24 protein-coding genes are annotated in these 22211 nt (G+C 41.9%); 11 read left to right on the top strand and 13 right to left on the bottom strand.

The window, feature by feature from the left end:
- Positions 1-6: 6 nt before the first annotated feature.
- Positions 7-681: a response regulator transcription factor gene (locus UYC_RS0112170; RefSeq protein ID WP_016878663.1), complete on the bottom strand. Its 675-nt coding sequence runs from the start codon at positions 679-681 to the stop codon at positions 7-9.
- 325 nt (positions 682-1006) lie between these two features.
- Here UYC_RS0112170 and UYC_RS0112165 point away from each other — a divergent pair, with 325 nt between their 5' ends.
- Positions 1007-2260: a GAF domain-containing sensor histidine kinase gene (locus tag UYC_RS0112165; protein WP_016878665.1), complete on the top strand. Its 1254-nt coding sequence runs from the start codon at positions 1007-1009 to the stop codon at positions 2258-2260.
- Here UYC_RS0112165 and UYC_RS0112160 read toward each other — a convergent pair.
- Together UYC_RS0112160 and UYC_RS0112155 are read right to left on the bottom strand one after the other, a co-directional pair.
- The gene (locus tag UYC_RS0112160) at positions 2257-2544 is read right to left on the bottom strand and encodes a Mo-dependent nitrogenase C-terminal domain-containing protein (protein ID WP_016878666.1); all 288 of its coding nucleotides are present in this window, start codon (positions 2542-2544) and stop codon (positions 2257-2259) included. The two genes, UYC_RS0112165 and UYC_RS0112160, sit on opposite strands and share 4 nt — an antisense overlap.
- A gap of 396 nt (positions 2545-2940) precedes the next feature.
- Positions 2941-3438: a DUF2808 domain-containing protein gene (locus tag UYC_RS0112155; protein WP_016878667.1), complete on the bottom strand. Its 498-nt coding sequence runs from the start codon at positions 3436-3438 to the stop codon at positions 2941-2943.
- Positions 3439-3867: 429 nt separating this feature from the next.
- On the opposite strand from UYC_RS0112155, the gene UYC_RS0112150 reads away from it, so the two are divergent.
- Entirely contained in the window at positions 3868-4341 is a 474-nt protein-coding gene (locus UYC_RS0112150) for a P-loop NTPase family protein (protein WP_016878669.1), read from the top strand.
- Positions 4342-4352: 11 nt separating this feature from the next.
- Here UYC_RS0112150 and UYC_RS0112145 read toward each other — a convergent pair whose 3' ends face one another.
- Positions 4353-8132 (bottom strand): PAS domain S-box protein, encoded by a 3780-nt coding sequence (locus UYC_RS0112145; protein WP_016878670.1) that lies wholly within the window; start codon positions 8130-8132, stop codon positions 4353-4355.
- Between the two features lie 29 nt (positions 8133-8161).
- On the opposite strand from UYC_RS0112145, the gene UYC_RS38585 reads away from it, so the two are divergent.
- The 6 genes from UYC_RS38585 (at position 8162) to UYC_RS38915 (ending at position 12404) form a co-directional block, all read left to right on the top strand.
- Positions 8162-8305 carry a hypothetical protein gene (locus UYC_RS38585; protein ID WP_162139004.1) on the top strand — a complete coding sequence of 48 codons (144 nt, stop codon included), beginning with the start codon at positions 8162-8164 and terminating at the stop codon, positions 8303-8305.
- A 459-nt stretch (positions 8306-8764) separates the two neighbouring features.
- The gene (locus UYC_RS0112135) at positions 8765-9364 is read left to right on the top strand and encodes a hypothetical protein (protein WP_016878673.1); all 600 of its coding nucleotides are present in this window, start codon (positions 8765-8767) and stop codon (positions 9362-9364) included.
- 7 nt (positions 9365-9371) lie between these two features.
- A complete protein-coding gene (locus UYC_RS0112130; protein ID WP_016878674.1) occupies positions 9372-9977 on the top strand; it encodes a hypothetical protein in 606 nt (201 codons plus the stop codon).
- Positions 9974-10747 carry an HIRAN domain-containing protein gene (locus tag UYC_RS0112125; protein WP_016878676.1) on the top strand — a complete coding sequence of 258 codons (774 nt, stop codon included), beginning with the start codon at positions 9974-9976 and terminating at the stop codon, positions 10745-10747. Before UYC_RS0112130 ends, UYC_RS0112125 begins: the two co-directional genes overlap by 4 nt.
- 45 nt (positions 10748-10792) lie before the next feature.
- Entirely contained in the window at positions 10793-12142 is a 1350-nt protein-coding gene (locus tag UYC_RS0112120; protein WP_016878678.1) for a cysteine desulfurase-like protein, read from the top strand.
- A 31-nt stretch (positions 12143-12173) separates the two neighbouring features.
- Positions 12174-12404, top strand: coding sequence for a hypothetical protein (locus UYC_RS38915; RefSeq protein ID WP_200862373.1), 231 nt, complete (start codon positions 12174-12176; stop codon positions 12402-12404).
- Between the two features lie 348 nt (positions 12405-12752).
- Here the strand turns inward: UYC_RS38915 and UYC_RS0112110 are convergent, their stop codons facing one another.
- The 6 genes from UYC_RS0112110 to tyrS all read right to left on the bottom strand — a co-directional run bounded on the left by UYC_RS0112110 (position 12753) and on the right by tyrS (position 17126).
- Complete coding sequence (locus UYC_RS0112110; protein ID WP_016878680.1) at positions 12753-13520, bottom strand: hypothetical protein; 768 nt, start codon at positions 13518-13520, stop codon at positions 12753-12755.
- An 86-nt stretch (positions 13521-13606) separates the two neighbouring features.
- Positions 13607-13765 carry a hypothetical protein gene (locus UYC_RS38910; protein WP_016878681.1) on the bottom strand — a complete coding sequence of 53 codons (159 nt, stop codon included), beginning with the start codon at positions 13763-13765 and terminating at the stop codon, positions 13607-13609.
- A gap of 10 nt (positions 13766-13775) precedes the next feature.
- Positions 13776-13979: a hypothetical protein gene (locus UYC_RS0112100; protein WP_016878682.1), complete on the bottom strand. Its 204-nt coding sequence runs from the start codon at positions 13977-13979 to the stop codon at positions 13776-13778.
- A 472-nt stretch (positions 13980-14451) separates the two neighbouring features.
- Entirely contained in the window at positions 14452-15123 is a 672-nt protein-coding gene (locus UYC_RS0112095; RefSeq protein ID WP_016878684.1) for a hypothetical protein, read from the bottom strand.
- Positions 15120-15839 carry an orotidine-5'-phosphate decarboxylase gene (pyrF, locus tag UYC_RS0112090; protein WP_016878685.1) on the bottom strand — a complete coding sequence of 240 codons (720 nt, stop codon included), beginning with the start codon at positions 15837-15839 and terminating at the stop codon, positions 15120-15122. Before pyrF ends, UYC_RS0112095 begins: the two co-directional genes overlap by 4 nt.
- Positions 15840-15956: 117 nt before the next feature.
- A complete protein-coding gene (gene tyrS / locus UYC_RS0112085) occupies positions 15957-17126 on the bottom strand; it encodes a tyrosine--tRNA ligase (protein WP_016878686.1) in 1170 nt (389 codons plus the stop codon).
- Positions 17127-17302: 176 nt separating this feature from the next.
- Between tyrS and UYC_RS0112080 the strand changes: the two genes are divergently transcribed.
- A complete protein-coding gene (locus UYC_RS0112080) occupies positions 17303-19225 on the top strand; it encodes a transglycosylase domain-containing protein (RefSeq protein ID WP_016878687.1) in 1923 nt (640 codons plus the stop codon).
- Positions 19226-19368: 143 nt separating this feature from the next.
- Here UYC_RS0112080 and UYC_RS0112075 read toward each other — a convergent pair whose 3' ends face one another.
- Together UYC_RS0112075 and UYC_RS0112070 are read right to left on the bottom strand one after the other, a co-directional pair.
- Complete coding sequence (locus UYC_RS0112075; protein WP_016878688.1) at positions 19369-19692, bottom strand: DUF1825 family protein; 324 nt, start codon at positions 19690-19692, stop codon at positions 19369-19371.
- A gap of 231 nt (positions 19693-19923) precedes the next feature.
- Entirely contained in the window at positions 19924-20445 is a 522-nt protein-coding gene (locus UYC_RS0112070) for a tetratricopeptide repeat protein (protein ID WP_016878689.1), read from the bottom strand.
- 437 nt (positions 20446-20882) lie between these two features.
- Between UYC_RS0112070 and UYC_RS0112065 the strand changes: the two genes are divergently transcribed.
- Together UYC_RS0112065 and UYC_RS0112060 are read left to right on the top strand one after the other, a co-directional pair.
- Positions 20883-21257: an NINE protein gene (locus UYC_RS0112065; protein WP_016878690.1), complete on the top strand. Its 375-nt coding sequence runs from the start codon at positions 20883-20885 to the stop codon at positions 21255-21257.
- A gap of 139 nt (positions 21258-21396) precedes the next feature.
- Positions 21397-21939 (top strand): ComEA family DNA-binding protein, encoded by a 543-nt coding sequence (locus tag UYC_RS0112060; protein WP_016878691.1) that lies wholly within the window; start codon positions 21397-21399, stop codon positions 21937-21939.
- Positions 21940-21985: 46 nt separating this feature from the next.
- Here UYC_RS0112060 and UYC_RS0112055 read toward each other — a convergent pair.
- The coding region (locus UYC_RS0112055; protein ID WP_016879525.1) for a DUF7734 family protein at positions 21986-22211 on the bottom strand (226 nt) is incomplete at its 5' end.

Raw genomic sequence — 22211 nt, 5'->3', positions numbered from 1 at the left:
TTGTTTTCACTCGCGCAACGCATAACCGACACCACGCACAGTTTGAATGAGACGCTTTTCGTTGTTGGCTTCTAATTTCAGCCGTAGATAGCGGATGTAAACTTCGATAATGTTGGAATCTCCCATAAAGTCGTAGCCCCAGACTTCCTCTAAAATGCGATCGCGCGTAATCACTTGTCGGGGATGTGCTAGCAAATATTCTAGTAAGTCAAATTCTTTAGCTGTTAATTCTATCGCGCGATCGCCGCGATGCACTTCCCGCGTGCGACGATTTAGCTTCAAATCTTCAAATAGCAATATATCTGCGTCTACTTCTTGGGTTCTGCGTAGGTGAGCGCGAACTCTAGCTAACAATTCCTCGACGCTGAAGGGTTTAACGACATAATCATCCGCACCCGCATCCAAACCAGCCACGCGATCGCTCACTTCATCTTTTGCCGTCAATAATATGACTGGCACTTGATCCCCTGTACTTCGCAGGCGGCGGCAAATTTCCACCCCCGACAAACCAGGTAACATCCAGTCTAAAATCACTAAATCTGGATGAGTCTCTCTGGCTGTAGTCAATCCACTTAATCCATCGTGCGCAACGGTAACTTGATAGCCTTCATAACTCAGTTCCAATTCTACAAATCGTGCCAGTTTAACTTCATCTTCAACAAGTAGAATGTGGGCTGTCATGGGAGTTTAATAACTTGATATTTCTAAACTGATTGTCCTGAAAAATAAAGACGAGCAGAAATTAAATTAACTGATAGTTTATACTTTACTTTCTAAGTAAAAATTTCTTAGAGTTTATTCAACAAAATACTTAAAACAAATCAACATTAGTTACGTTTATTTACATATAAGCAATTAATTATTTCATGTTTTCGTGTTTAGATTATACACATGGTCAATATTATTTATTGCTAAGAATTGTTGCAAGTATTAGCTAGTCAGTTTGATTCTAAAAGCGATTGTTATCAGTAATATATAGCCGAAAAATTTTAAAAAAGGAGTTTTTATGTGCTGTAGTTCTGGAGATTGGCAACGAAAAAAAAGAACGCTAGAAGTCCTATCTTCACTAAGTTATCGTACCGGGGAAATCAAGCGTTACTTACAAGAAATTACTTTGGGTGTGAGCGAATTGCTAGAGTTAGATTGGTCAGTTGTTACCCTTTGCCAAGGTGGTTTTGAGAGGGTATTAGCTAGCAGTATTGACTTGGGTAATAGCAGTAATGATGTATATTCATTGCATGGACTTGTCACAGGAACAGTGGTCAATACACAACAAAGTCTAGTGGTAGAAGATACCAAAACTTGTGTTGACTATGGTAAAGCTCCAGAGGGGTATCGAGCTTATTTGGGCGTACCTTTACGCACAGCCCAAGGAGAAGTGATTGGCACTATTTGTTCTTTTCACAAAACGCCGCGTCACTTTACTGCTGAAGAGGTTCAAATTGCAGAATTATTTGCAGAACGTGCGGCAACGGCGATAGATAATTATTATTTGTACCAGCAACAACTACAATTTAATCATATTTTAGAAGCCGAAGTTGCCCGCAGGACAGAAGAATTGCGGGCAGCACAAACAAAACTTGTAGAGCAAGAAAGGCTGGCTGCCATTGGTGAATTTGCTGCCTGTATTATCCATGAAATTCGCAACCCTTTGACGACAATGAAAATGGGGTTGAACTTTTTTCAGAGATTGGATTTATCTGAATCAGCAAAAGAGCGATTATCCCTAGCTTTAGATGAAGCGAGTAGGTTAGAAAGATTGTTAAAAGAAATATTGCTTTATGCCAAGCCACAGTCATTGCAGCTAGAAAAAATTGATATTAACCAATTTATTTCTGAAATCTTACCATCTCTGCAAGGAATGCCAGAAGCAATAGGACGGCAAATAGAATTTTCTGCGGCAATCAATGTGGTTCAGATATTAGGTGACAAAGATAAATTAAAGCAAGTATTAATTAATATAGTGCGGAATGCTTGTGAAGCAATACCAGAAGGAGAGAGTGTGAAATTAATAATTTATAGTGACGGAAATAATAATCAAGTCTATATTAATATACACAATAGTGGCGCACCCATTCCTCCAGAGGTTTTGCCTAACTTAACTAAACCTTTTTATTCGACAAAATCCTCTGGAACTGGATTGGGGCTTGCTATTACTAAGCGGATCGTGGAAACTCATAATGGTGAATTGTTAATTGAATCAACTGTTACGGAGGGAACTACAGTAAGGGTGCATTTACCACTGACAGCTAACTGTTAGCAGTAGACTGTAACATCTTCACCACATTCATCTGCAAGATAGCAAAGAGCTTTGAAACGCAAACCAACTACTTCTTCATAGAGGGGATTAAGCTTACACATTGGTGGGATGTGGAATAGCTTGCGTCCAAAGAGTACGATATCTCTTTCAAACGGACATTGAGCAGGAATCAGTTTGCATAAGAAATGAGCTAATTTGGCGTTATTAATTTCTCTAGATTCTAGCCACTGACGGATTGGATATAGTAGGTCTTGTTGTTGTTTAATAAGAGTTAAGCTAGTCATAAATTTATCCTGTTGATTAGTTTTTAGATTTGAACCGTTTTCTATATATAATTACGGTCAGGTTCTATAGTTTTATGCATTAATTTTGGAGGTTCCCTTTTTTCATCTGAGGGATAACTTGGGAAGTATATCTCTCTTTGATTGGGACACATTTAACTACAAACTCTAGTGGCAGGATTCCAGATTCACTGACTCAACTACTGAAATTTTTGTGCCCAATCGACAGAATTCATCTCGAAATCTTCGATTTACTTATATTGTGTAAAATCTGCTTGCGATCGCCTTCATGCAATAGATTCACCCAATCGGGTGATTTCAGGCAGTTTCAGTAAGATTTGCAGCAATTAGGGGCAGGCGTTATTGCTAACCCGCCCCAGATTTATCGTCTGTGGTAGTTTAACCACCGCCATAGATTTGAACTCTGGCTAAACCGAACGGAATATCTGCTGTTAAACCGACGCTTCTACCGTAAACTGGGTAGAGCCAAGTAGGTGCATTAACCGAATTGGGGTAAAGAGTTCTGACACCTTGCAGAGAAATTTTTATTGTGGTTCCAGTTGCGACTGGTTGAGAAAAGTCTATTGTGGCTCTTTTACCATTCATCGTCACATTGGTTGCCACTTGTTCGCCAGATTGATTCGTAACCCGAATACCTCTAGTTATCATCAGCCCTTCTGGCACATCGATCAGCAACTGGGAGAGAGGGTTACCCTGAACCTTTAAGTCAAAATAATGGGTTGCACGAATTGAATTGCCTACACTAGGGATTGCACCACTACGGATAATTTGAGTAGCTTTAGTATCGCGCCTGAACCTTGGTGATGCTTGGGCAGGAGGAAGTGCAGATAAGGCTACAACTAAAAGAGGCACAACAGATAAAAGTAGCTTTTTCATTTTAGCGATCCTTTTTTAAATTCACTATTACTAAGTGATTTATATTTATATGGTGTAATTTGTTTCTGAGTTTTCTAGAAACTAGATTTAATTTGCAGCTAAGAGATAGATAAATAAACTGATAAATAAATAAGATTTTGCTGAGAGGGAAAATAAACAACCGAAAATAGTAAAAAATTGGTTATCTCATATCTTGTATCTACGCTCTTATCCGCCAAGAAATAAATTTCTTGGCTAAAAGCCAAAGTCAGATAAATCTGACTAAAAAGTTCGTAGTAAGCAGTTCTAACCGCTTAAAATTACTATGCAGAACGATAAATCGCTTACTAAGAACAAATTATGTCTACTTACTTAGAAAAATATTTGAGCATTTACCAGCAGCTAATATCTCCAGCACGTTACGCGATCGCTATTTACTAAATCATCGTTATGCATCGATTTTTAATATTTGGCAATTCCGGTTCCGGCAAAAGCACTCTTGCCAATAAACTTGGCAAAGACTTCGGCATTCCAGTTCTCGATCTCGATACTATTGCGTGGGAAGCCAACCAAATTGCCATACGGCGCAATCACGAAGATTCAGTTAGAGATCTGCGAGACTTCATAGAAAAGAATACTGCTTGGGTAATTGAAGGTTGCTATACTACGCTACTCAAAATTGCTCTTGAATTCTCTACTGAAATTTATTTCCTTAATCCTGGCATTGATAAGTGTCTTGAAAATAACCGCAATCGCCCTTGGGAGGCGCATAAATTCCAATCACCTGAAGAACAGGCACAAACTTTTGATTTTTTACAGAATTGGATTCAAAAATATTATGAACGTAATGATGAATTTGGTTATTCATCCCATCGCTCAATATTTAATCAATTTGATGGTATCAAACATGAAATTACCACATAGCAACCTGATTATTAACTTGGACGTACAACCTGAGCGATCGCCTTTACCAATACTTCTGGATCGACTGGTTTGGGAATATGTAACCTAAATCCAGCAGCAAGTATCTGCTGTTGATCGCTTTCTCCTGCATAGGCTGTCAGAGCAATTGCTGGAATTTGCTCTCCCTGTGAGGGTATGGCTCTAATTTGGCGTAGTAGTGTGTAGCCATCCATTTGAGGCATACCAATATCACTAAGCAAAATATCAGGTTGGGTTTGATTGAGGATTTCCAGTGCCTCTTGTGCGGAGGATGCACAGATGACTGTAGCACCAGCTTGTTTTAAAACAAAGGCAATTAATTCTAGATTATCTGCTTCGTCATCCACAGCTAGTACCTGAATTCCTTGTAAACTCAGGGTACCTGGCGCTAATGCTATTTCCTCAGCTACTGAGGTTGGTGTTAGCACCAACGGTAAACTAACAGTGAAAGTAGCTCCCTGCCCAATTCCTGGGCTTGCTGCGGTGATGGTACCCCCGTGCAACTCCACGATATGACGGGTGATCGCCAGCCCTAACCCTAAACCGCCAAAAGTGCGAGTGATACTGCTATCACTTTGGCGAAAATAATCGAAGACGTAAGGCAAGAATTCAGGATTAATGCCTCTGCCGCTATCTTGCACTTGAACTTGCACTTGTAAATCAGATGTCTCTAATCGAACTTCAACTCGACCGCCTCTAGGTGTAAACTTAACTGCATTTGAAAGCAAATTCCAAAAAACTTGCTGCAAACGCCCGGCATCACCTAAAACATTAATCGCACCTGCTGCAAAGTTAGTTTCAATGTGAATTGCTTTGGCTTCGGCTGCCAAATGTACTGTCTGCATCGCTGCATTTAGTACTGATATCAGATCTACCGAACAAGAATTTAAACTCAGCTTACCTTGCAGGATACGGGAGATATCAAGCAAATCTTCAATTAGTTGGGCTTGTAACTTGGCGTTACGCTCGATTGTATCTAAGGCTAATGCTGTTTTGCTGGCATCAATTTTGCCCCTGCGTAGCAATTTTGTCCAACCCAAAATGGGATTTAGGGGAGTTCGTAGTTCGTGGGAAAGAACAGCGAGAAATTCATCTTTTGTACGATTTGCAGCTTCAGCTTCGGCTCTGGCTCTTTGTTGGGCTTCGTATAGTCGAGCATTGGCGATCGCCATTGCCGCCCGATCTGCCAAGTCTTGCATTAAACTCTGGTCATTGAGATTATGGGGTTGTCCTGGATAGTGGCGACTGAGGCTTAATACTCCGATCGCTTGTCCTTGTATCTTCAGTGGCACAAGCAACATACTACAAACTTTAAAACCCTCAAACTCAAGTTGGTAATCTGGTTTGATTGCGGCACTAAACTCTTGTGGGGATGTTGCTGCCATCAGTACCGCTTCTCCCGTTTGCATGACTCGCCCCCCCATACCTCGATCTGCACGGCGAGGATATTTTTTCAACAGTTCGCTGATGGTTTCTCGGATTTGTGGATCGATGTGGTAACAAGAGACAGGATCGAGCCATTGCCCATCTTCAGAAACCAAGCTCAAGGTACAAACATCGCCTGTAAATTCACTGGCTAGTCGAGTAATAGTATCTAAAATGGTTTGCAAATCTAAGTTTGCTGCTGCAAACGTTTGCGATGCTTGAGCCAAAAAACGTTGAGTTTGCTCAGTCTGTTTTTGATCATTAATATCGGTTGCGGTTCCCAACCAGCCAACAACATTACCATCCTTAGATTTAATTGTGACGATTCTAGCTAAGTGCCAGCGATAAACACCATCCGCTCGCCTCAACCGAAGTTCGATTGAGTAAGGCTTACCAGTTCTTAATGCTTGCATCGATTGAGTAATGGCTGAAGAGCGATCATCGATATGAATAGCCTGGAGCCATCCAAAGCCTTGAGTTTGAGCTAGCCCTAGCCCTGTGTATTCAATCCAACTTTGATTGCAGTAATCTGCCTGTCCATCTATGCGTGCTGTACAAACGAGTTGTGGCAAAGATTCTGCCAGCGAGCGATAACGTTCTTGAGTTAGATTTAGGGCAACTTCTGCTTGCTTGCGATCGCTTATATCTACCGACACTCCTACTATGCGCGCTGCTTGACCCTCAGCATTGAGATAAACTCGTCCTAAATCGTGGAACCATCGTACAGTTCCATCTGGACTAATGACTCGATATTCCTGGGTAAAAGATTCTTCTCCATTGAGCGCACGTTCATAGGCTTGTGCCACCTTCTGCCGATCTTCTGGATGGAGAATAGCAAAAAACTCTTCTGCTGTCCCCTCTTGAAGTCCCCAAACTTCAAGAGCATTGGGAGAACACATGACGTAATTCGTTTGTAAATCTACATCCCAGGCAATGATTTGGGCAGAAGACAGAGCAAGTTGCAGTCGTTCCTCTGCCTGCCGCAGAGCTGCTTCTGCGCGTTTGCGCTCAGTAATATCATGGGAAATGCCTATGACTTGAGCAGGTAAACCATCATCAGTACGAGCAAAAATTAATTCCCGACTCCAAAGCCAATGCCATTCGCCATTGGCATGGCGCATCCGATACTCTAGCTCGATAATTTCTCCGTCTTGAGCTTTATTTAAACGCTCGATTTGGGCAGGAAGAGTTGCAAGATCGTCTGGATGCATCAGTTGGGTGAATAAATATTTGCCCATTGCTTGAACTTGTGTTGGAGTGTAGCCTAACACTTCTGCGATCTGACAATTTACATAGACATTGCGCTGCTCAATCAAATCGTAAATGTATAAAAGCCCAGGTGTGGCATCGGCAACTTGTTGAATGAAGTGGTGGCTTTGTTGTAGTTGCGACTCCACTTGCTTGCGATCGCCAATATCCTGAAACACGATCACACCAGTTGCTGAACGATCGTGCATTGCAGGTAAAATATCGCCATAAACCAGTAGCGGATAAACACCGTTTGGGGTGTGCCAGTTCAATTCTGCTCCATCAATCTTCTCACCTCGTGCCACCCGAATTGCCGGAAGTTGATCGGGCGGAATGAGTTGCCCTGTGGCATCAGTACAGTAAAAATCCCGATCATACACCCCTGCAGAGCGATCCCGTGGAATCTCACTTCCAGCCATCTGCTTTACCGCTTCGTTGAAGAAAGTAAATCGAGCAGTTTCTGGTTCAATAAATATCAGGGGAATTGGTAATAAATTGAGTACTGCTTCTAACCATTGGCGCTGGTTATCTTGGGCTGCCTCTGTGCGTTTGCGTTCAGTTATGTCCTTAACCAACAGAGAAAGTCCATCAGTCGAAGGGTAAACATGAAATTCTCCCCAAGTGTCAAGGGGAGCGTAGTAGTCTTCAAAAACAAAAGCGGTTTGTTCATCCACCGCTTTTTTTAGCATTCGCTCCAGGTTAGTACCGCATAAATCAGGAAACAAATCCCAAATACATTCACCAATTAGTTCTTCCTTGCTCCTTTTCAGCAGGCGAACAGCCTCTTGATTGACGTAGGTGTAGCGCCATTCGCGATCAAATGCAATAAATGCATCGCTTATACTTTCAAGAATGTTAATAACTTGGCGATCGCTTGGTTGCGCCGTTACCTCGACTTGTTCGTTTTCATCAAAGTCATTGTCGGCATTACATTCCAAGCTCCGAGCATAACGTTCTACCAATTCAGAACGAGAAATGCCATATTTGTATGCTCGCTGCTGCAGGACTTGCCAAGCCGTTGGAGTCAGTGATAAATTCACTGCCTGTTTCGGCTCAGAGTCCCAATTGCGGATAAATTTGCCCGTTCTGTCACGTTTCATTGAGCTATTGCCCGTATACGTACATGGATATGGCTAATCTCATTAAATCTGAACTACAATTCCTCCGACAATCTGCCATAGGTAATGATAAGGGCAGAGGGCAGAAGTCGGAAGGCAGAAGGGAAGACGCGGGGATGCGGAGATTGTGGGAGACGGAGAAACTGGAACTTTGAGATTAGAATTTGAAATACCACCTTCAGAAGTTCAACTTTCACCCTCAAAAGCTCAAACTTTCTCTTTCCCAGGCTCCAGCCTGGGAAAGAGAAAGTTTGAGGCTCCGCCTCATGAAGAAGAGGCGGAGCCTCACAGTTTTCATCACCATGCAGAGCATGGTAATGAGAAAAAAGTCAAAAAGTCCCCGTGTCCTAATTCCCTTCTGCCTCCTACCAAATGCAAGCGGTTGAAAAATATAAATTTTATTTTTCGATTATTTGTATCTTATTTACCTTAAAAAATATCTGATTTTCTAGTATTTACCCCTAAATAGCCTTTGCACTTGACTTCTGATGAAAACACATCCAAATCAAATGCCAGTAAATACCTCATCTGAACAAGCATCTAAGTTACATGGGGTACTAAAGTTACTTATAGCGCGATCGCAGCGACAGAAATTTGTCTTCCAATTTACTCTCATGACGCTGCTTGGATGGGTTATGGGTGGTATTGCCAGTATTTTTATAGAAAAAACTCTACTGCGATCGCTCCCATCAAATGTTTTGCAAGTGCATCTTCTCAGTAGTGCTGTTTTTGCAGTGATTTTTGCTGCCGCTCAAGCGATCGCCCTGCGCCACTATCTATCTGTTTGGTTGTGGATATTTGCCACTAGCGCGGGTTGGTTAGCTGCCAATAGCGTATCTGGAGCATGGATTAACCACATTTCATCAATAGCCACATCATTAAATAAAACTTTATCTTTTCGAGAAATGGTTTTTTTTGGAGCTTTGTCAACCATTGCGTATATCCTTTCTGGAATTTGGCTAGGCTTTTTGCAATGGCTAGTACTGCGCAGATACACCACAGGCGCTTGGTGGTGGAGTTTTTTGCCCTCAATTTCTTATTGCTCAGTTAGTATCTTAGTTTGGTTGTTTTCTCAAGTACAATTTCTCATTCCAGAACCAAACCGTCCTGAAATATTATATTTATCTGGACAACTCTTTACAGCAATTATTTTGGGAGTAATTCCGGCGATTGGATTTTGCAGGTTGAAAATTAAATTCCAGCGTAGTAAGTAGAAGGCAGATGGCAGAGGGCAGATGGCAGAAGGGAAAATGCTTATTCTTTCTAGTTTTTGTGAGCGTGCTGAGAGCTATAGAAGCAGATCGTGTGAGTCTTCCTATTGGTTGGGCAGCACCAAGCGGCATCCAAACAGCAGTGGAAGTATTTGTTGGTTATCTGCTATTAGATGCATGGATTGGCAACGGAGATCGTCACCATGAGAGCTGGGGTTTTGTGCGAAATAAGCCAACATTTACTTCAGGAGAAACTGTACACTTAGCACCTACTTACGATCACGCTTCCAGCCTTGGGCGCGATCTCTCTGATGAACAAAGGCAGAAACGTTCAGTAGAAGCATATGCAAACAAATGTTTTTCTGCGTTTTATAGTAGTGTTGATGACAAAAAGCCCCTTAAAACTTTTGATCTGTTCTACCAAGTTGCTCATGCTTACCCTCAAGCAGCCCATATATGGCTTGAACGTCTTGAAAGCGTCTCAAGAGCGAATATATTAACAATTTTTAGTCGTATTCCTAACACCCACATCTCATCCATTGCCGCTGAGTTTGCCCAAAAGATTCTTGAATTCAACCAATACAGGCTATTTACTTTGAGGGAGTCATTACCATGAAGACACCCAAAACGCTATTTTTGGCTTGGCAAGATCCTAACACTCGCTCCTGGTTTCCCATTGGTAGGTTAACGTTTGATGGCATGAGCTACCAGTTTGTCTACACGCAAGGAGTGAAAGAAGCTCAACAGAAATGCGGTTTTGAACCTTTGTCATCCTTTCCGGAATTAAATAAAGTATACACATCAACTCAGTTATTTCCCGTATTCTCTAATCGGTTGATGCCTCGTTCACGTCCTGATTACTCAAGTTTTATTCAATGGTTGAATATTCCGGAACATGAAGACGATCCGATCGCAATGCTAGCCCGCAGTGGTGGGCAACGAGAAACGGACACTCTCACAGTTTTTCCGCGTCCAGAGCCAGATTCAGACGGACGGTATCATTTTCACTTTTTCTCGCACGGGCTAAGACACCTACCACAATGTGCAATTGAGCGGATTAATCTCTTTGTGCCTGGAGAGAAGTTATGGTTGTCTCATGAATTTCAAAATCCATACGATTCCCAAGCGTTGACTCTAAACACAGAAGATCATTACATCGTAGGGTATTGTCCGCGATATTTACGAAGTGAGGTTTTTAAGCTTCTTTGGCAAGATCCCAGTTTAGTAGATTTGCGTGTAGAGCGTGTCAATCGACCCCCAACACCACTCCAGTTTCGGCTGCTGTGTAATATAACCGCCCAGTGCAAAGACGGCTTCCGCCCCTTTTCTGGCCAAGAATACCAGCCTCTAATTGAGGAGGATATGATTCTTGAAACTATGTTGTGAATAATACTCTAAGATATTTCTAGCCCAGGAGCTAGGAGTTTGCAGATGAAAACGCCTCTTGACATTAAATGGATACGTGCCCAGTTTCCTGCACTCACGCAAGAAATCAGCGGACAACCCGTAATTTTCTTTGATGGACCTGGGGGTACTCAAGTGCCTGGCTCGGTAATAGATGCAATGGGCGATTATCTGGTGAGATCAAATGCCAATGCTCACGGGGCTTTTGCTACGAGTGCGCGTACAGATGTGCTGATTGACTCCGCTCGTGTTGCGATCGCCGATTTTCTGGGTTGCGATCGCGATGAAGTGGTATTCGGTGCTAACATGACTACCCTCACTTTCACCTTGAGTCGAGCGATCGCTCGTGAACTCCAGCCTGGTGATGAAATTATTGTGACGCGACTCGACCACGATGCCAATATTTCTCCTTGGTGTGCCTTGGCGGAGCGCGGTGTTAAAGTCCGCTTTGTCGATATTGATGTTACAGATTGCACGCTCGATTGGAACGATTTAGAACAGCAAATTAATCCCCGCACGCGCTTAGTAGCAATTGGGTATGCTTCTAACGCCGTCGGCACTATCAACGACATAGCAAAGGTGGTACGCCTTGCTCGCGCAGTTGGAGCCTTAGTTTTCGTTGATGCAGTTCACTACGCACCCCACGCCCCGATTGACGTGCGCGCACTCGACTGCGATTTTCTCGCCTGTTCGGCGTATAAATTTTTTGGCTCTCATGTCGGTATTATTTATGGCAAGCGCGAACATCTTGCCCGCCTGCAACCTTACAAAGTACGTCCTGCATCAGATGAAGTGCCATCACGCTGGGAAACTGGTACCCTCAATCATGAAGGGTTAGCAGGGATGATAGCAGCAATTAACTATCTCGCGAAAATAGGGTGTCATGTCTCACCCACCCTGGGAAGCGAGTTACTTGCTACTCTCCAAGAGGCTGAGAAAGGAAAATGGGAAGCATTCCGGTGTCCTCCAACTCAATCAACTTCCTATCCTAGTCGGCGTGCTGCCTTAGTAACTGCGATGACTGCAATCCAACAATACGAACTAGAATTGAGCAACCAGCTAATTTCTGGACTGTTGGAGATTCCTGGCTTAACTTTATATGGCATTACCCAACCAGAACGTTTTACTTGGCGCACGCCAACCGTGGCAATCACACTTGCGGGGCAAACTCCTTACTCCATTGCTAAAGCATTAGGCGATCGCGGTATTTTTACTTGGCACGGCCATTTCTATGCGATCAATCTTACTGAGAGGTTAGGAGTAGAAGCTAATGGCGGTTTACTACGGATAGGACTAGTACACTACAACACAGTAGAAGAAATTCAGCGATTATTACAAGCTTTGCGTGAAATTGCTGCTATCCCAACATCATCTTAGTTATCTGGTACTAGCAAACAATTGTTTCATTTTGGGAACTGATTCACAAATCAAACGTCGGCGATCGCGTTGTCAATCTAGTTTTGATCTACGGTTCGCAACTCACATCTTCGTAGACGTTCAAGCATCTTCTGCAACTGCGGATCATTTTTTGCAATTAATGCAGGCGGACAAATTTTTTTACGCTGGCAGTCGTCACAAAGCATTTAAGCTCACCTCCTTTAGCAAAGTTGTTGCCAATCTGCTTCAGGAAAAACTTTAATTTTAAAGATGTTATTTTCCCTGAATAGTAATGTTTTTGAAGTAGTATTTTTTCCTTTTTATATATTTGCGCGGGGATCAGTGTTTGGGGTATCATTTTTATTAAGACAACCTTAAGATTGAGTTAATTTTTCAATAAAATCAGCATTGTAGAGACGCGAAATTTCACGTCTTTACTTTAGCAGGATATAAGCAAATTTGTATAAAAATTTGCAATGGATTATTACTAAAATTCCAAGAGCAAATATACTCAATAATTAAGTCTTAATCTCTCTATGCAAATGTAATATTGTGAAAAACAAGAACCCCTACTTCCGATAGAAGTAGGTGTTCTGTGTCCTTAGTCTCTTTATCCTTGAGCAAGAAAGCTGCGTATGCTATAGATGGAATTTTGAGAGTTTTTTTCGTTAGTATAATCTTTATGAATTGGTACTTGTTCCAGAGATATTAAAATCAGCACTGGACGATAAACTTTACCATAACGCACTCTTTTTTCTTGGATATCAATCCGTGAAATATTGACTAAGGGATACTCGATGATTTGTCTTGTGTGTAAACTTTTCCGTTCTATAATTACCTTGTTAAGACTTTTGTAGAAAGTACAGTCAACTATAGGTGTCGTTACTAAGAAAATACCAAACCCTACTAAAGCAATAATCATGAAAACAAAGAAAGAGTAATCATACCATTGGTGTTGACTTAAGAATAGAGATTGTTGCTGAGAGTAGATAAAGTTATTGATTTGAGAAGCGACTTGTTGATTATTTCTATAACTGCTACTAGATGGTAGAAACTCAAATTCTTTGATTGCACCTACAATCACCACCTTATGCTTTTTATATCCTTTACTGCCAGTAGTGGTGATGACATTTGCCTGTTGAGGATCGAAAATTCTCAGTTTTTCCATATTCCTCAGCACATAAAATCGCCGCAGTTCACAATTAATTTGACTAGGGGAGGGGCGATCGCATTTTAAACTTGCAGAAACAGGAGTATAAAATATTCCATAAATAATACCAACGAATCCCAAGGTGAGAAGCAAACCTCCTTGCCACCAATGAGCTATTGGTAAGTGCTTCATTGCCAGTTTACTACTAGATTGCGCCACAATTCTCATTGATTGTTCTGCTGAAAAATCACTATAGTTACAGTATTCCCTCCAAATTTGATTAAGTATTCATAGGTATTTAAGCAGACAGATATTTAGTTCACATCTTGTACCTGTTGCTTGATTGCAATTTTTTTAGCGATTAGACTAATGGCTTGTGCATCATCTATCTTTGTACGCGATCGCCTACTCAATTTTGGATAAAGCATTAAAAAGGGATACAGTAATGCTGTATCCCTAACTTTACTGCCCACTAGCAAAACTCTACTCTTGCTCTTTTGGTTTTTGCGGGCGCTCAACAGCAGCAGGGTTCACTATTGCTTCATCAGTTCTAGTAGAAGCATCGCTGCGATTTCCTACAACTTCTTGAGGATCTTGTGCGGCGTCGTCGGCAGCATTTGTTAAACCGCTGGCATTAACATTGGGTTTGGCAGAACTGCCTTTGTGACTCGCGTTTCCACCAGGCATAATGTTTCCTCAACTTGCGTAACTGAATATACTCAGCTTAGATTCGTAACAATCAGGAATACCCTATCTCCAGGCGTAAATTTGTACTACATTTCTACTGCTATAGACACTTTCTCTCTTCTAAGGGAACACCATCTAACTTTGATAATCTCACCTTATAAGCATCATGTAGGTATTTCCCACGGACAATAGGCATAATAACCTTGTGTCCAAGATAATCCAGTGAACTCAGCTTTTGAGAAAGGCGATCGCATTCTTGCTAGCAAATAATATCTAAATAACTATTTATATCTTCCGAACTCAAAATCTCTTTCTAAAGACATAAGAAGTAAATGAAAAAAATCTCTCTAAAGAATGAATTACACCGGAAATGAATGATTAAAAATACTAATTAAACACGATGTGAAAAATCACCGCATCCCACATAACACAATGACACCCTTGCCATGGCTATAGCTATGGCATTTACATTTTACTTTTTGAAGTTCTCACGCAAGCTTCCGGCACGGCAATCGCGCAACCACGTCTTAATACCTTGAGCAACAGCGCTGTTACTACTTTCCCGTGGCGGAGTCGGCGGCTTTTGTTTGGGATAGGAACCTGTCTGAGAAAACATCATAACCATCCACCAACCACTTTGATTTTTTGTCAAAAATAACCAATGGAATTGCTGCAATTCAACAGCTTTACCTTTCACATACTGTCTTTCTAGGGTAGTAAAGAATACTTGTTCTACGCCTTTGGAAGTGGGTTTTGATGTTTCTAGGGTAGCTTCGGCAGGGTTAAGTGGTAGTGGTGTAAATTCGGGTCTTCCTGCCACCAGCATATAACTATAAATGTCAACTGACCTTTTGAGACGACGGGCACGTTGCGTGGCTCGATTGGAATAGGCAGGTAAATCTCGCAGCAGCCGTGTAGCTAATGTTTCTAGATTTTGTTCAGAACAAGTAGTTTTTCCCCCATCTCGATCATCCCTCTCCGTAGTTGAAGAGGGGAGAATATTTCCACCATTTTTACTGGTGGAAAGGGAGATTAGGGAAGTGCGGTTAATCGCTAAAGCTTGATAACTTAGCCAATCGCAAATCACAAAAACAAAAGCTATAACCCACAATTCATAATTTATCTTTCTCACACCTAAATTCATGCCAGCACTGCTAGCTCCTCGCAGATTCTCTTCCAAGCTAACTCAGGTTCTATAGCAGCAGTGATCGGACGCCCAATAACGAGATAATTTGCTCCTGCCTTTAGTGCTTGTACTGGAGTTAGCGATCGCTTTTGATCGCCTTTTTCCGCCCAAGTTGGACGTACCCCCGGACAAACTAACAAAAAGTCATTCCCACAGGTTTCCCGTAATTGCGATACCTCTTGGGGCGAACAAACTGCGCCATCTAACCCAGATTCTTGAGCCATCAGTGCCATACTAAGGGCGTATTCTGGCAATTCTAGAGGAATTTTTAAATCAAAGGCTAGTTGACGAGCAGAAATACTAGTCAGCAGGGTAATAGCAATAAGTTTTGGCGGTTGCACGCCTGCTTGTGCTGCTCCTTCCTGTACTGCTTCTGTTGCCGCTTTGAGAGCATCGCTACCAGCAGTAGCGTGAATTGTGAGCAAATCTACGCCATAACGAGCCGCCGCTCGGCAAGCACCAGCAACGGTATTGGGGATATCATGAAATTTCAAATCTAGGAAAATTCGCTTCTGGCGGGATTTTAGCTCAGTTAAGATTTTCGGCCCGGTGCTGGTAAACAGTTCTAAGCCAACTTTCCAAAAGCTGACTTGTGGCAACTTCTCGACAAGAGCGATCGCCGCTGCTTGATCCGGCACATCTAAAGGGACAATAATTTTCTGATCGGGATTCATCTCTAGTTCATTATCAAAATTAAGGGGCTAGGGACTAGGGACTAGGGACTAGGGACTAGGGACTAGGGACTAGGTTAGATTCTTTCCCAGTACCTAATACCGAGTACCCAGTACCCATTAATTTACAAATCGCACAAACTTGTTTTTCCCAAGTTGTAAAACTCGTCCGTATAATTCCTTTGCTTCCTGGAAAGAAGTATCCACATCGGTGATGCGATCGCCGTCGAGTCTTACCCCGCCCTCTTGAATTTTTCGCTTTCCTTCTCCACTGCTCTTGCACAATTGAGTAACATTGAGAAGATAGGACAATTTTGCCGGGAATTGCACCTGAGAAAGAGAAAATTCAGGCATATCACCTGCTTCAATCTGGGTGACGGCTTCTTGTCCGTGATATTGCCTGACTATTTCTTGCGCCAATAATTTTTGGCGATCGCGTGGATTCTCTGGCAATTTATCTAAGGATAAATCAGTCAGCAGTTCAAAATATTGTTTCAGCAGATGATCTGGAACACCCTGCAATTTTTGATATTTTTGTGCTGGATGTTCCAACAAACCTACGTAATTGCCAAGAGACTTAGACATTTTTTGCACGCCATCGGTACCAATCAAAATCGGCAGTAACACGCCAAATTGAGGTTTTTGTCCAAAATGGCGCTGCAAATCTCTTCCAACTGCTATGTTAAATTTTTGGTCAGTACCGCCCAGTTCTACATCTGCCTCAACCGCGACAGAATCATAGCCCTGCATCAACGGATAGAGGAACTCATGCAGAAAAATAGGATTCTCTTTTTTATAGCGTTCAGCAAATCCCTCCTTTGCCAACATCTGTCCTACAGTCATAGTAGAAAGTAACTCTTGAATTTTTTCTAAGTCCAACTTAGAAAGCCACTCGGAGTTATACCGTACCTCTAGGGAGCCAGGTGTGTCGAAGTCCAATATTGGCCGTACTTGTTCGAGATAGTTCTGGGCGTTTTTCGCCACCTCTTCTTGTGTAAGTTGACGACGCACCTCCGATTTCCCTGTAGGATCGCCAATCCTAGCCGTAAAATCTCCAATAATTAGTACTGCTATATGACCAGCATCTTGAAACGCTCGCAGTTTTCGCATTGGTATGCTATGACCAAGATGAATCTCCGCACCAGTAGGATCGATTCCATATTTGACTCGTAAAGGTCGAGTTGTAGTTGCTAAAACCTTTTCTAAGCTGTCTACTTCACTGTCAGAATCAGTTGGTTGTGGAAAAATTTCTGCAACACCACGATGCAACCAAGAAAAATCTTGCGTCATACTACTAAGAGATTGATTTTTACCTATGCTTTGCACTATCGAAGTTGGGTTAGTTCTAGTCACTAGCAATTATTCCGTTTGTCCTTCTGTCAAACTAATATAATTGCAAAAAATTAACTGCCTTGCTTCACCGAAGAAATTATAGTTATATTTACAAGTGAGGAAGTGATAACACCGTGTCGTCTAGTACTTTTGAAGATAAACAATCTCAAGCTGGCGCTTCATCCGGCTTTGAGTTCTTAAAAGGAGTCGGTCAGGTAGCTGGCGGTACCCTGCTGTCAATCACTATGCTGGCGAGTTCTGTCGTGGCGGGAGGACTAGTTGGTTTAGCGATTAGTTTCCGCAACTTGCCAGATGTAAGGCAGTTACGTAACTTTTTACCATCAGAAACTACTTACATATTTGATATTAAAGGTAAATTATTAACGAGAATCCATGGAGAAGCCAACCGTGAGGTTAAACCTTTAGATAAAATTTCTCCAGAACTCAAGCGGGCAGTGCTAGCGAGCGAAGACAGTGACTTTTACTATCATCACGGCATCAATCCCAAAGGCGTCGGGCGTGCTGTAGTCACAAACTGGGCAGCAGGTGGGGTACGTGAGGGTGGTTCCACGATTACCATGCAGTTGGTAAAAAACCTATTTTTGAGTCACAGGCGAGAATTTACCCGTAAAATCGCAGAAGCAGTACTGGCAATTCGTTTAGAACAAATTCTCTCAAAAGACCAAATCTTGGAAATGTACCTCAATCAAGTGTATTGGGGTCACAATAACTATGGAGCGCAAACGGCAGCGCGCAGTTACTTTAATAAATCGGCAGAACATTTAAATTTAGCTGAGTCGGCGATGATGGCAGGCTTGATCCAAGCCCCTGAAGAATACAGTCCATTTGTCAACATGGAAAAGGCTAAATATCAACAGAGAGAAGTGTTAGGACGGATGCTGTCTTTGGGTTGGATCACCCAAAAAGAATATGATGATGCCCTCAACTACAAAATAAAATTGGGCAGAATTAAGTCGTTCCAAGGTAGCGCCCTACCTTACGTGACAAATACCGTCGCTCAGGAGATAGCGAGGAAATTTGGACGCGAGACACTCCTCAAAGGCGGTATGCGCGTTCAAACTACCGTTGATGCGGATTTTCAAAGAATGGCTGAGGAAACTGTCAGTAAATGGCATAAAACTCTGCTCGGCCAAGGATTGTCTAAGAACCAAATGGCCCTTGTGGCAATCGATCCGCGCACGCATTTTGTCAAAGCACTGGTAGGTGGTGTAAACTCTAAGGCTGGAGAATTCAACCGAGCAACTCAAGCTTATCGGCAACCAGGATCTGCTTTTAAACCGTTTGTTTACTATGCTGCTTTTGCAACAGGTAAATACGGCCCGGAAACTGTAGTTTCTGATACCCCAGTCAGCTATCGAGATGGTAGCGGTTGGTACAGCCCGCGCAACTACGATGGTGGATTTCAGGGTTCTATGACAATTCGTACTGCTCTGAAGTTGTCTCGTAACGTTCCTGTAATTAAAATTGGCAAAACTATAGGTATGAATAAAGTTGTCGAGACTTGTCGTACCTTGGGAATTATGAGTCCAATGGAACCGGTAACTTCTTTGCCTTTGGGTGCGATCGGTATGACACCTATGGAAATGGCTGGTGCCTACGCTACCTTTGCAAATTATGGCTGGCAATCACCAACAACAGTAATTGTCCGGATCACCGATAGTGTTGGAAATGTATTGCTAGATAATACTCCTAAGCCCCAGATGGTTCTAGAGCCTTGGGCAGCAGCAGCAGTTATAGATACGATGCGATCGGTAATTACGGATGGTACTGGTAAAGCTGCTGACATAGGTCGTCCAGCTGCCGGAAAAACAGGTACAACCTCTTCAGAGAAAGATATCTGGTTTGTAGGTACTGTACCTCAACTCACAACTGCTGTTTGGGTAGGTAGAGATGACAACAAACAGTTGGCTAGCGGTGCTACAGGTGGCGGCAAAGTAGCACCTGTCTGGCGCGATTTCATGCTCAAAGCACTTAAGGACGTGCCAGTAGAAAACTTCAAATCACCTTCTCAGTTTCCTCGCCCCAAAGCAAAATAAAGGCACTAGGGACTAGAGACTGGCGACTAGGGGATGATAAATTCAGAGTATAGAAATTAAGAACTAGGAATTTTTTATTTAGAGTTTTGATTTTAGAACTCTGTCTCTCTATCTGCTATTCCCTAACTCCTAGCCCCTATCCCCTAAGGCTGTTTTTCCAGTTCTGCTTTCATCCGCTCAAGGGTGAGTTGCATTTGGTCGAACATTTGTTGTGGAGTGACGCCAAACTGACTTAGCTGAGTTTTTAACTGCTGTACAGTCATTTGCGCCATGAAATCTTCAGATAGCTCGAATCGCTTCATAAAGATACGATACCGATCCATCATGGCTTCCATTTGCTCAATAAACAGCTTTTTGCCTTCGCGATCAAACTTGCCGTAGTTATTGCCAAGTTTGATCAACGATTGATAATCTTCAAACAGTTGTTTAGCTTCTTGCTGAACTATATCAGAGTCAAAGAATCCCATGTTACTTCTATATCAATGAGTACCGTAAATCAGTAGCTCACGTCTGTTTTCAAACTTTTGCCTTTACCTATTATTCTAGTCTAGGTAAACAACATAAAGAAAAAGCTTCGGTTCGAGTACGGTTTGTTATCGAAATTTCACTACTTGACGAAGTAGGTAATGTAGTAATCGTACTTGATTTATACGGGATGTTTGAGCCACAATCGGGCGATCGCATTTAGCTAAAGAACTTTATTTGGCGGCAAACTTACTCAGCAAAGCAGCGATACCCACAGCTTTTGCTATTGATGAAGGCTCGGTAGTTTCTGTTAATGTAATTTTTAGTAAAGAAATGTATTTGAGAGCAAGAGGATTTTGAGGGTTTAGTTTTAATGCCTGACGCAGATACACCCTTGCCATACCTCGAAATTTTTGTTTGAAATGTACCAAACCTAGTAAAGCATAATAGTCACTTTGATTTGGCTCTAGCTTGATTGCTTCCCGCAATTCTTGTACAGCTAAGTTCCAATTAGCTAGCTTGATATAATCAACAGCACGCCGATAATAGCGTTGAGCATAGTTGTAAACAGCAGGATTGCCATTATTGTGTTTTTCAGCTAATGTGAATGCTACCGACTCAAGCGTAGATGTAGAGATAATGGCAGTAGATTTTTTCTGAATACAACACTTGCTATTTGGCAATTTTAAAGAACCTAAATTTAATTCGCTTATCGATTGTTGCAAATAATCTGGTGGTAAGGAGGCTTGTGACATATTAATAATATGGTTGTATTCATATTTGGTTTGTAAAAATAAAAAATATAAAGCTAGTATTAAGACTAGATGTAACCTTTACTCTGAGTTTGCTCAAAACAGCGAGTATAACTACTAGTATAGTTACTTGAACCGTTTGATAATTCTTAATAAGTTCCGTAAGATTTACATTTGAATCAAACACATTGTATACAGACTTTAACAGAAAATGTTTCTTGGCAGTGAAACTTTGAAAAGAATTACTAGAACTAATGAACAAATTTCACAAAAGACTAGTGTTTATAGATAAAGACTGATTCTTGCTTGTAGTTGTGGGGTATGACAAACATAAGAGTGTAGAGAACTGCCAAACTGTAGTTATGGTGGTAGCGCTCTGGCTGGATCTGGGATGGCTGTCTTACCGTAAAAATATGGTATTGGTAAATTAATTGGGAATTATGTTAACTAAGCGAAAAAGCCGAAGTGTTGCTGCCGTTTTAGCTTTTGCTGGTACACTGACAATTTCAGGTTTACATAAGTTTTATTTAGGACAGCCACTGTGGGGTATGTTGTATGTGTTACTTTCTTGGACACCTATTCCTAAAGTAGCTAGTGCTATTGAGGGAGTTTGGTATTTAGCCCAAGATGAAGAAGCTTTCGATCGCAATTTTAATCAGGGTAAGTCCACTGTTCGCAACTTGTCCTCAGGGGCAAATCAAGTTGGAGTGATCGCTGAGGCTTTGCGTGAGTTAGATGCTCTGCGTCAGGATGGATTGATTTCTGAATATGAATTTGAGCAAAAGCGCCGCCAGTTACTCGATCAGATTTCTTAATTTGGTAGTAGTTAGTGGGGGCGGGTTGTGTTGATTATATGAACGGTTCAAACCGATTATTTATCTTCTAAACCCGCCCGTACAGTAGTTGGTTGTTAACCACTAACCATTACCCACTATCCACCATCCCTCAAATGCTATGAATCAAGACTGGTTATCATTTCGACTCAACCCCAGACTACAAAAATTGCGTTCTAGACTCCTGAACGATCCTTACTACCGACTGCAATCGGTAGAAGAAATTGCGATCGCTGCATCCTTAGGTATTCGCATCGATGCCAATCAGGCAACTGTAGATGATTGGTTGCGCTTGCCGGGGTTATCGATTCACCAAGCGCGATCGCTTGTGGATATTTCACGTGTCGGTGTTAAATTTTACTGTATTGAGGATGTGGCTGCGGCATTAGGCGTATCAGCACAGCGACTAAAACCTTTCGAGCTAATCCTTATTTTTAGTTATTATGAAGACGAAACTGAAGATAATATCACGTATGTCATCAACCCCAATACAGCAACGGTTGAGAGTTTAATAAAAGTACCTTTTATAGATACATCTTTAGCAGAAGCAGTCGTCGAAAATCGTCTCTCAAAAGGGCCTTATCAAAATTTAGTTGATTTCCAGCGACGGCTCAATCTATCCGGTGATGTTCTTGCTCAACTCATGTACTATCTCAAGTTTTAATTAAGACACTTATGTAATTTCATCACCCAACAATAGTCGGAGTAGTTCACACTCCCATTTGCGAGAGTAAAGCTTGCATATCTTCCCAAGTTAATCCTTGTTGGATATAACGAGGAGCTTCGGGATTGTAAGGGCTATAAACTCGGTCTACTTTGAGAATAATTGCTTCATCTGGCAAAATAGGTACATCAGGATCAAAAGCTGTAGGACGCATCAAAGAACTAGAAAACCCTCTGAAAATAGCTATTTGGTCTTCTTCTCCAGCAATTTCC

Origin of the sequence: Chlorogloeopsis fritschii PCC 6912, from assembly GCF_000317285.1 — a bacterium.
GTDB classification, from domain to species: Bacteria; Cyanobacteriota; Cyanobacteriia; order Cyanobacteriales; family Nostocaceae; genus Chlorogloeopsis; species Chlorogloeopsis fritschii.
This window is presented reverse-complemented; position numbering and strand designations above follow the sequence as displayed.

Excerpts from the sequence above, each read along its gene's own strand:
- UYC_RS0112170 (WP_016878663.1), bottom strand. The coding sequence starts at position 681 with ATGACAGCCCACATTCTACTTGTTGAAGATGAAGTTAAACTGGCACGA.
- UYC_RS0112165 (WP_016878665.1), top strand. The coding sequence starts at position 1,007 with ATGTGCTGTAGTTCTGGAGATTGGCAACGAAAAAAAAGAACGCTAGAA.
- UYC_RS0112160 (WP_016878666.1), bottom strand. The coding sequence starts at position 2,544 with ATGACTAGCTTAACTCTTATTAAACAACAACAAGACCTACTATATCCA.
- UYC_RS0112155 (WP_016878667.1), bottom strand. The coding sequence starts at position 3,438 with ATGAAAAAGCTACTTTTATCTGTTGTGCCTCTTTTAGTTGTAGCCTTA.
- UYC_RS0112150 (WP_016878669.1), top strand. The coding sequence starts at position 3,868 with ATGCATCGATTTTTAATATTTGGCAATTCCGGTTCCGGCAAAAGCACT.
- UYC_RS0112145 (WP_016878670.1), bottom strand. The coding sequence starts at position 8,132 with ATGAAACGTGACAGAACGGGCAAATTTATCCGCAATTGGGACTCTGAG.
- UYC_RS38585 (WP_162139004.1), top strand. The coding sequence starts at position 8,162 with ATGGCTAATCTCATTAAATCTGAACTACAATTCCTCCGACAATCTGCC.
- UYC_RS0112135 (WP_016878673.1), top strand. The coding sequence starts at position 8,765 with ATGACGCTGCTTGGATGGGTTATGGGTGGTATTGCCAGTATTTTTATA.
- UYC_RS0112130 (WP_016878674.1), top strand. The coding sequence starts at position 9,372 with ATGGCAGAGGGCAGATGGCAGAAGGGAAAATGCTTATTCTTTCTAGTT.
- UYC_RS0112125 (WP_016878676.1), top strand. The coding sequence starts at position 9,974 with ATGAAGACACCCAAAACGCTATTTTTGGCTTGGCAAGATCCTAACACT.
- UYC_RS0112120 (WP_016878678.1), top strand. The coding sequence starts at position 10,793 with ATGAAAACGCCTCTTGACATTAAATGGATACGTGCCCAGTTTCCTGCA.
- UYC_RS0112110 (WP_016878680.1), bottom strand. The coding sequence starts at position 13,520 with ATGAGAATTGTGGCGCAATCTAGTAGTAAACTGGCAATGAAGCACTTA.
- UYC_RS0112100 (WP_016878682.1), bottom strand. The coding sequence starts at position 13,979 with ATGCCTGGTGGAAACGCGAGTCACAAAGGCAGTTCTGCCAAACCCAAT.
- UYC_RS0112095 (WP_016878684.1), bottom strand. The coding sequence starts at position 15,123 with ATGAATTTAGGTGTGAGAAAGATAAATTATGAATTGTGGGTTATAGCT.
- pyrF (WP_016878685.1), bottom strand. The coding sequence starts at position 15,839 with ATGAATCCCGATCAGAAAATTATTGTCCCTTTAGATGTGCCGGATCAA.
- tyrS (WP_016878686.1), bottom strand. The coding sequence starts at position 17,126 with ATGACGCAAGATTTTTCTTGGTTGCATCGTGGTGTTGCAGAAATTTTT.
- UYC_RS0112075 (WP_016878688.1), bottom strand. The coding sequence starts at position 19,692 with ATGGGATTCTTTGACTCTGATATAGTTCAGCAAGAAGCTAAACAACTG.
- UYC_RS0112070 (WP_016878689.1), bottom strand. The coding sequence starts at position 20,445 with ATGTCACAAGCCTCCTTACCACCAGATTATTTGCAACAATCGATAAGC.
- UYC_RS0112065 (WP_016878690.1), top strand. The coding sequence starts at position 20,883 with ATGTTAACTAAGCGAAAAAGCCGAAGTGTTGCTGCCGTTTTAGCTTTT.
- UYC_RS0112060 (WP_016878691.1), top strand. The coding sequence starts at position 21,397 with ATGAATCAAGACTGGTTATCATTTCGACTCAACCCCAGACTACAAAAA.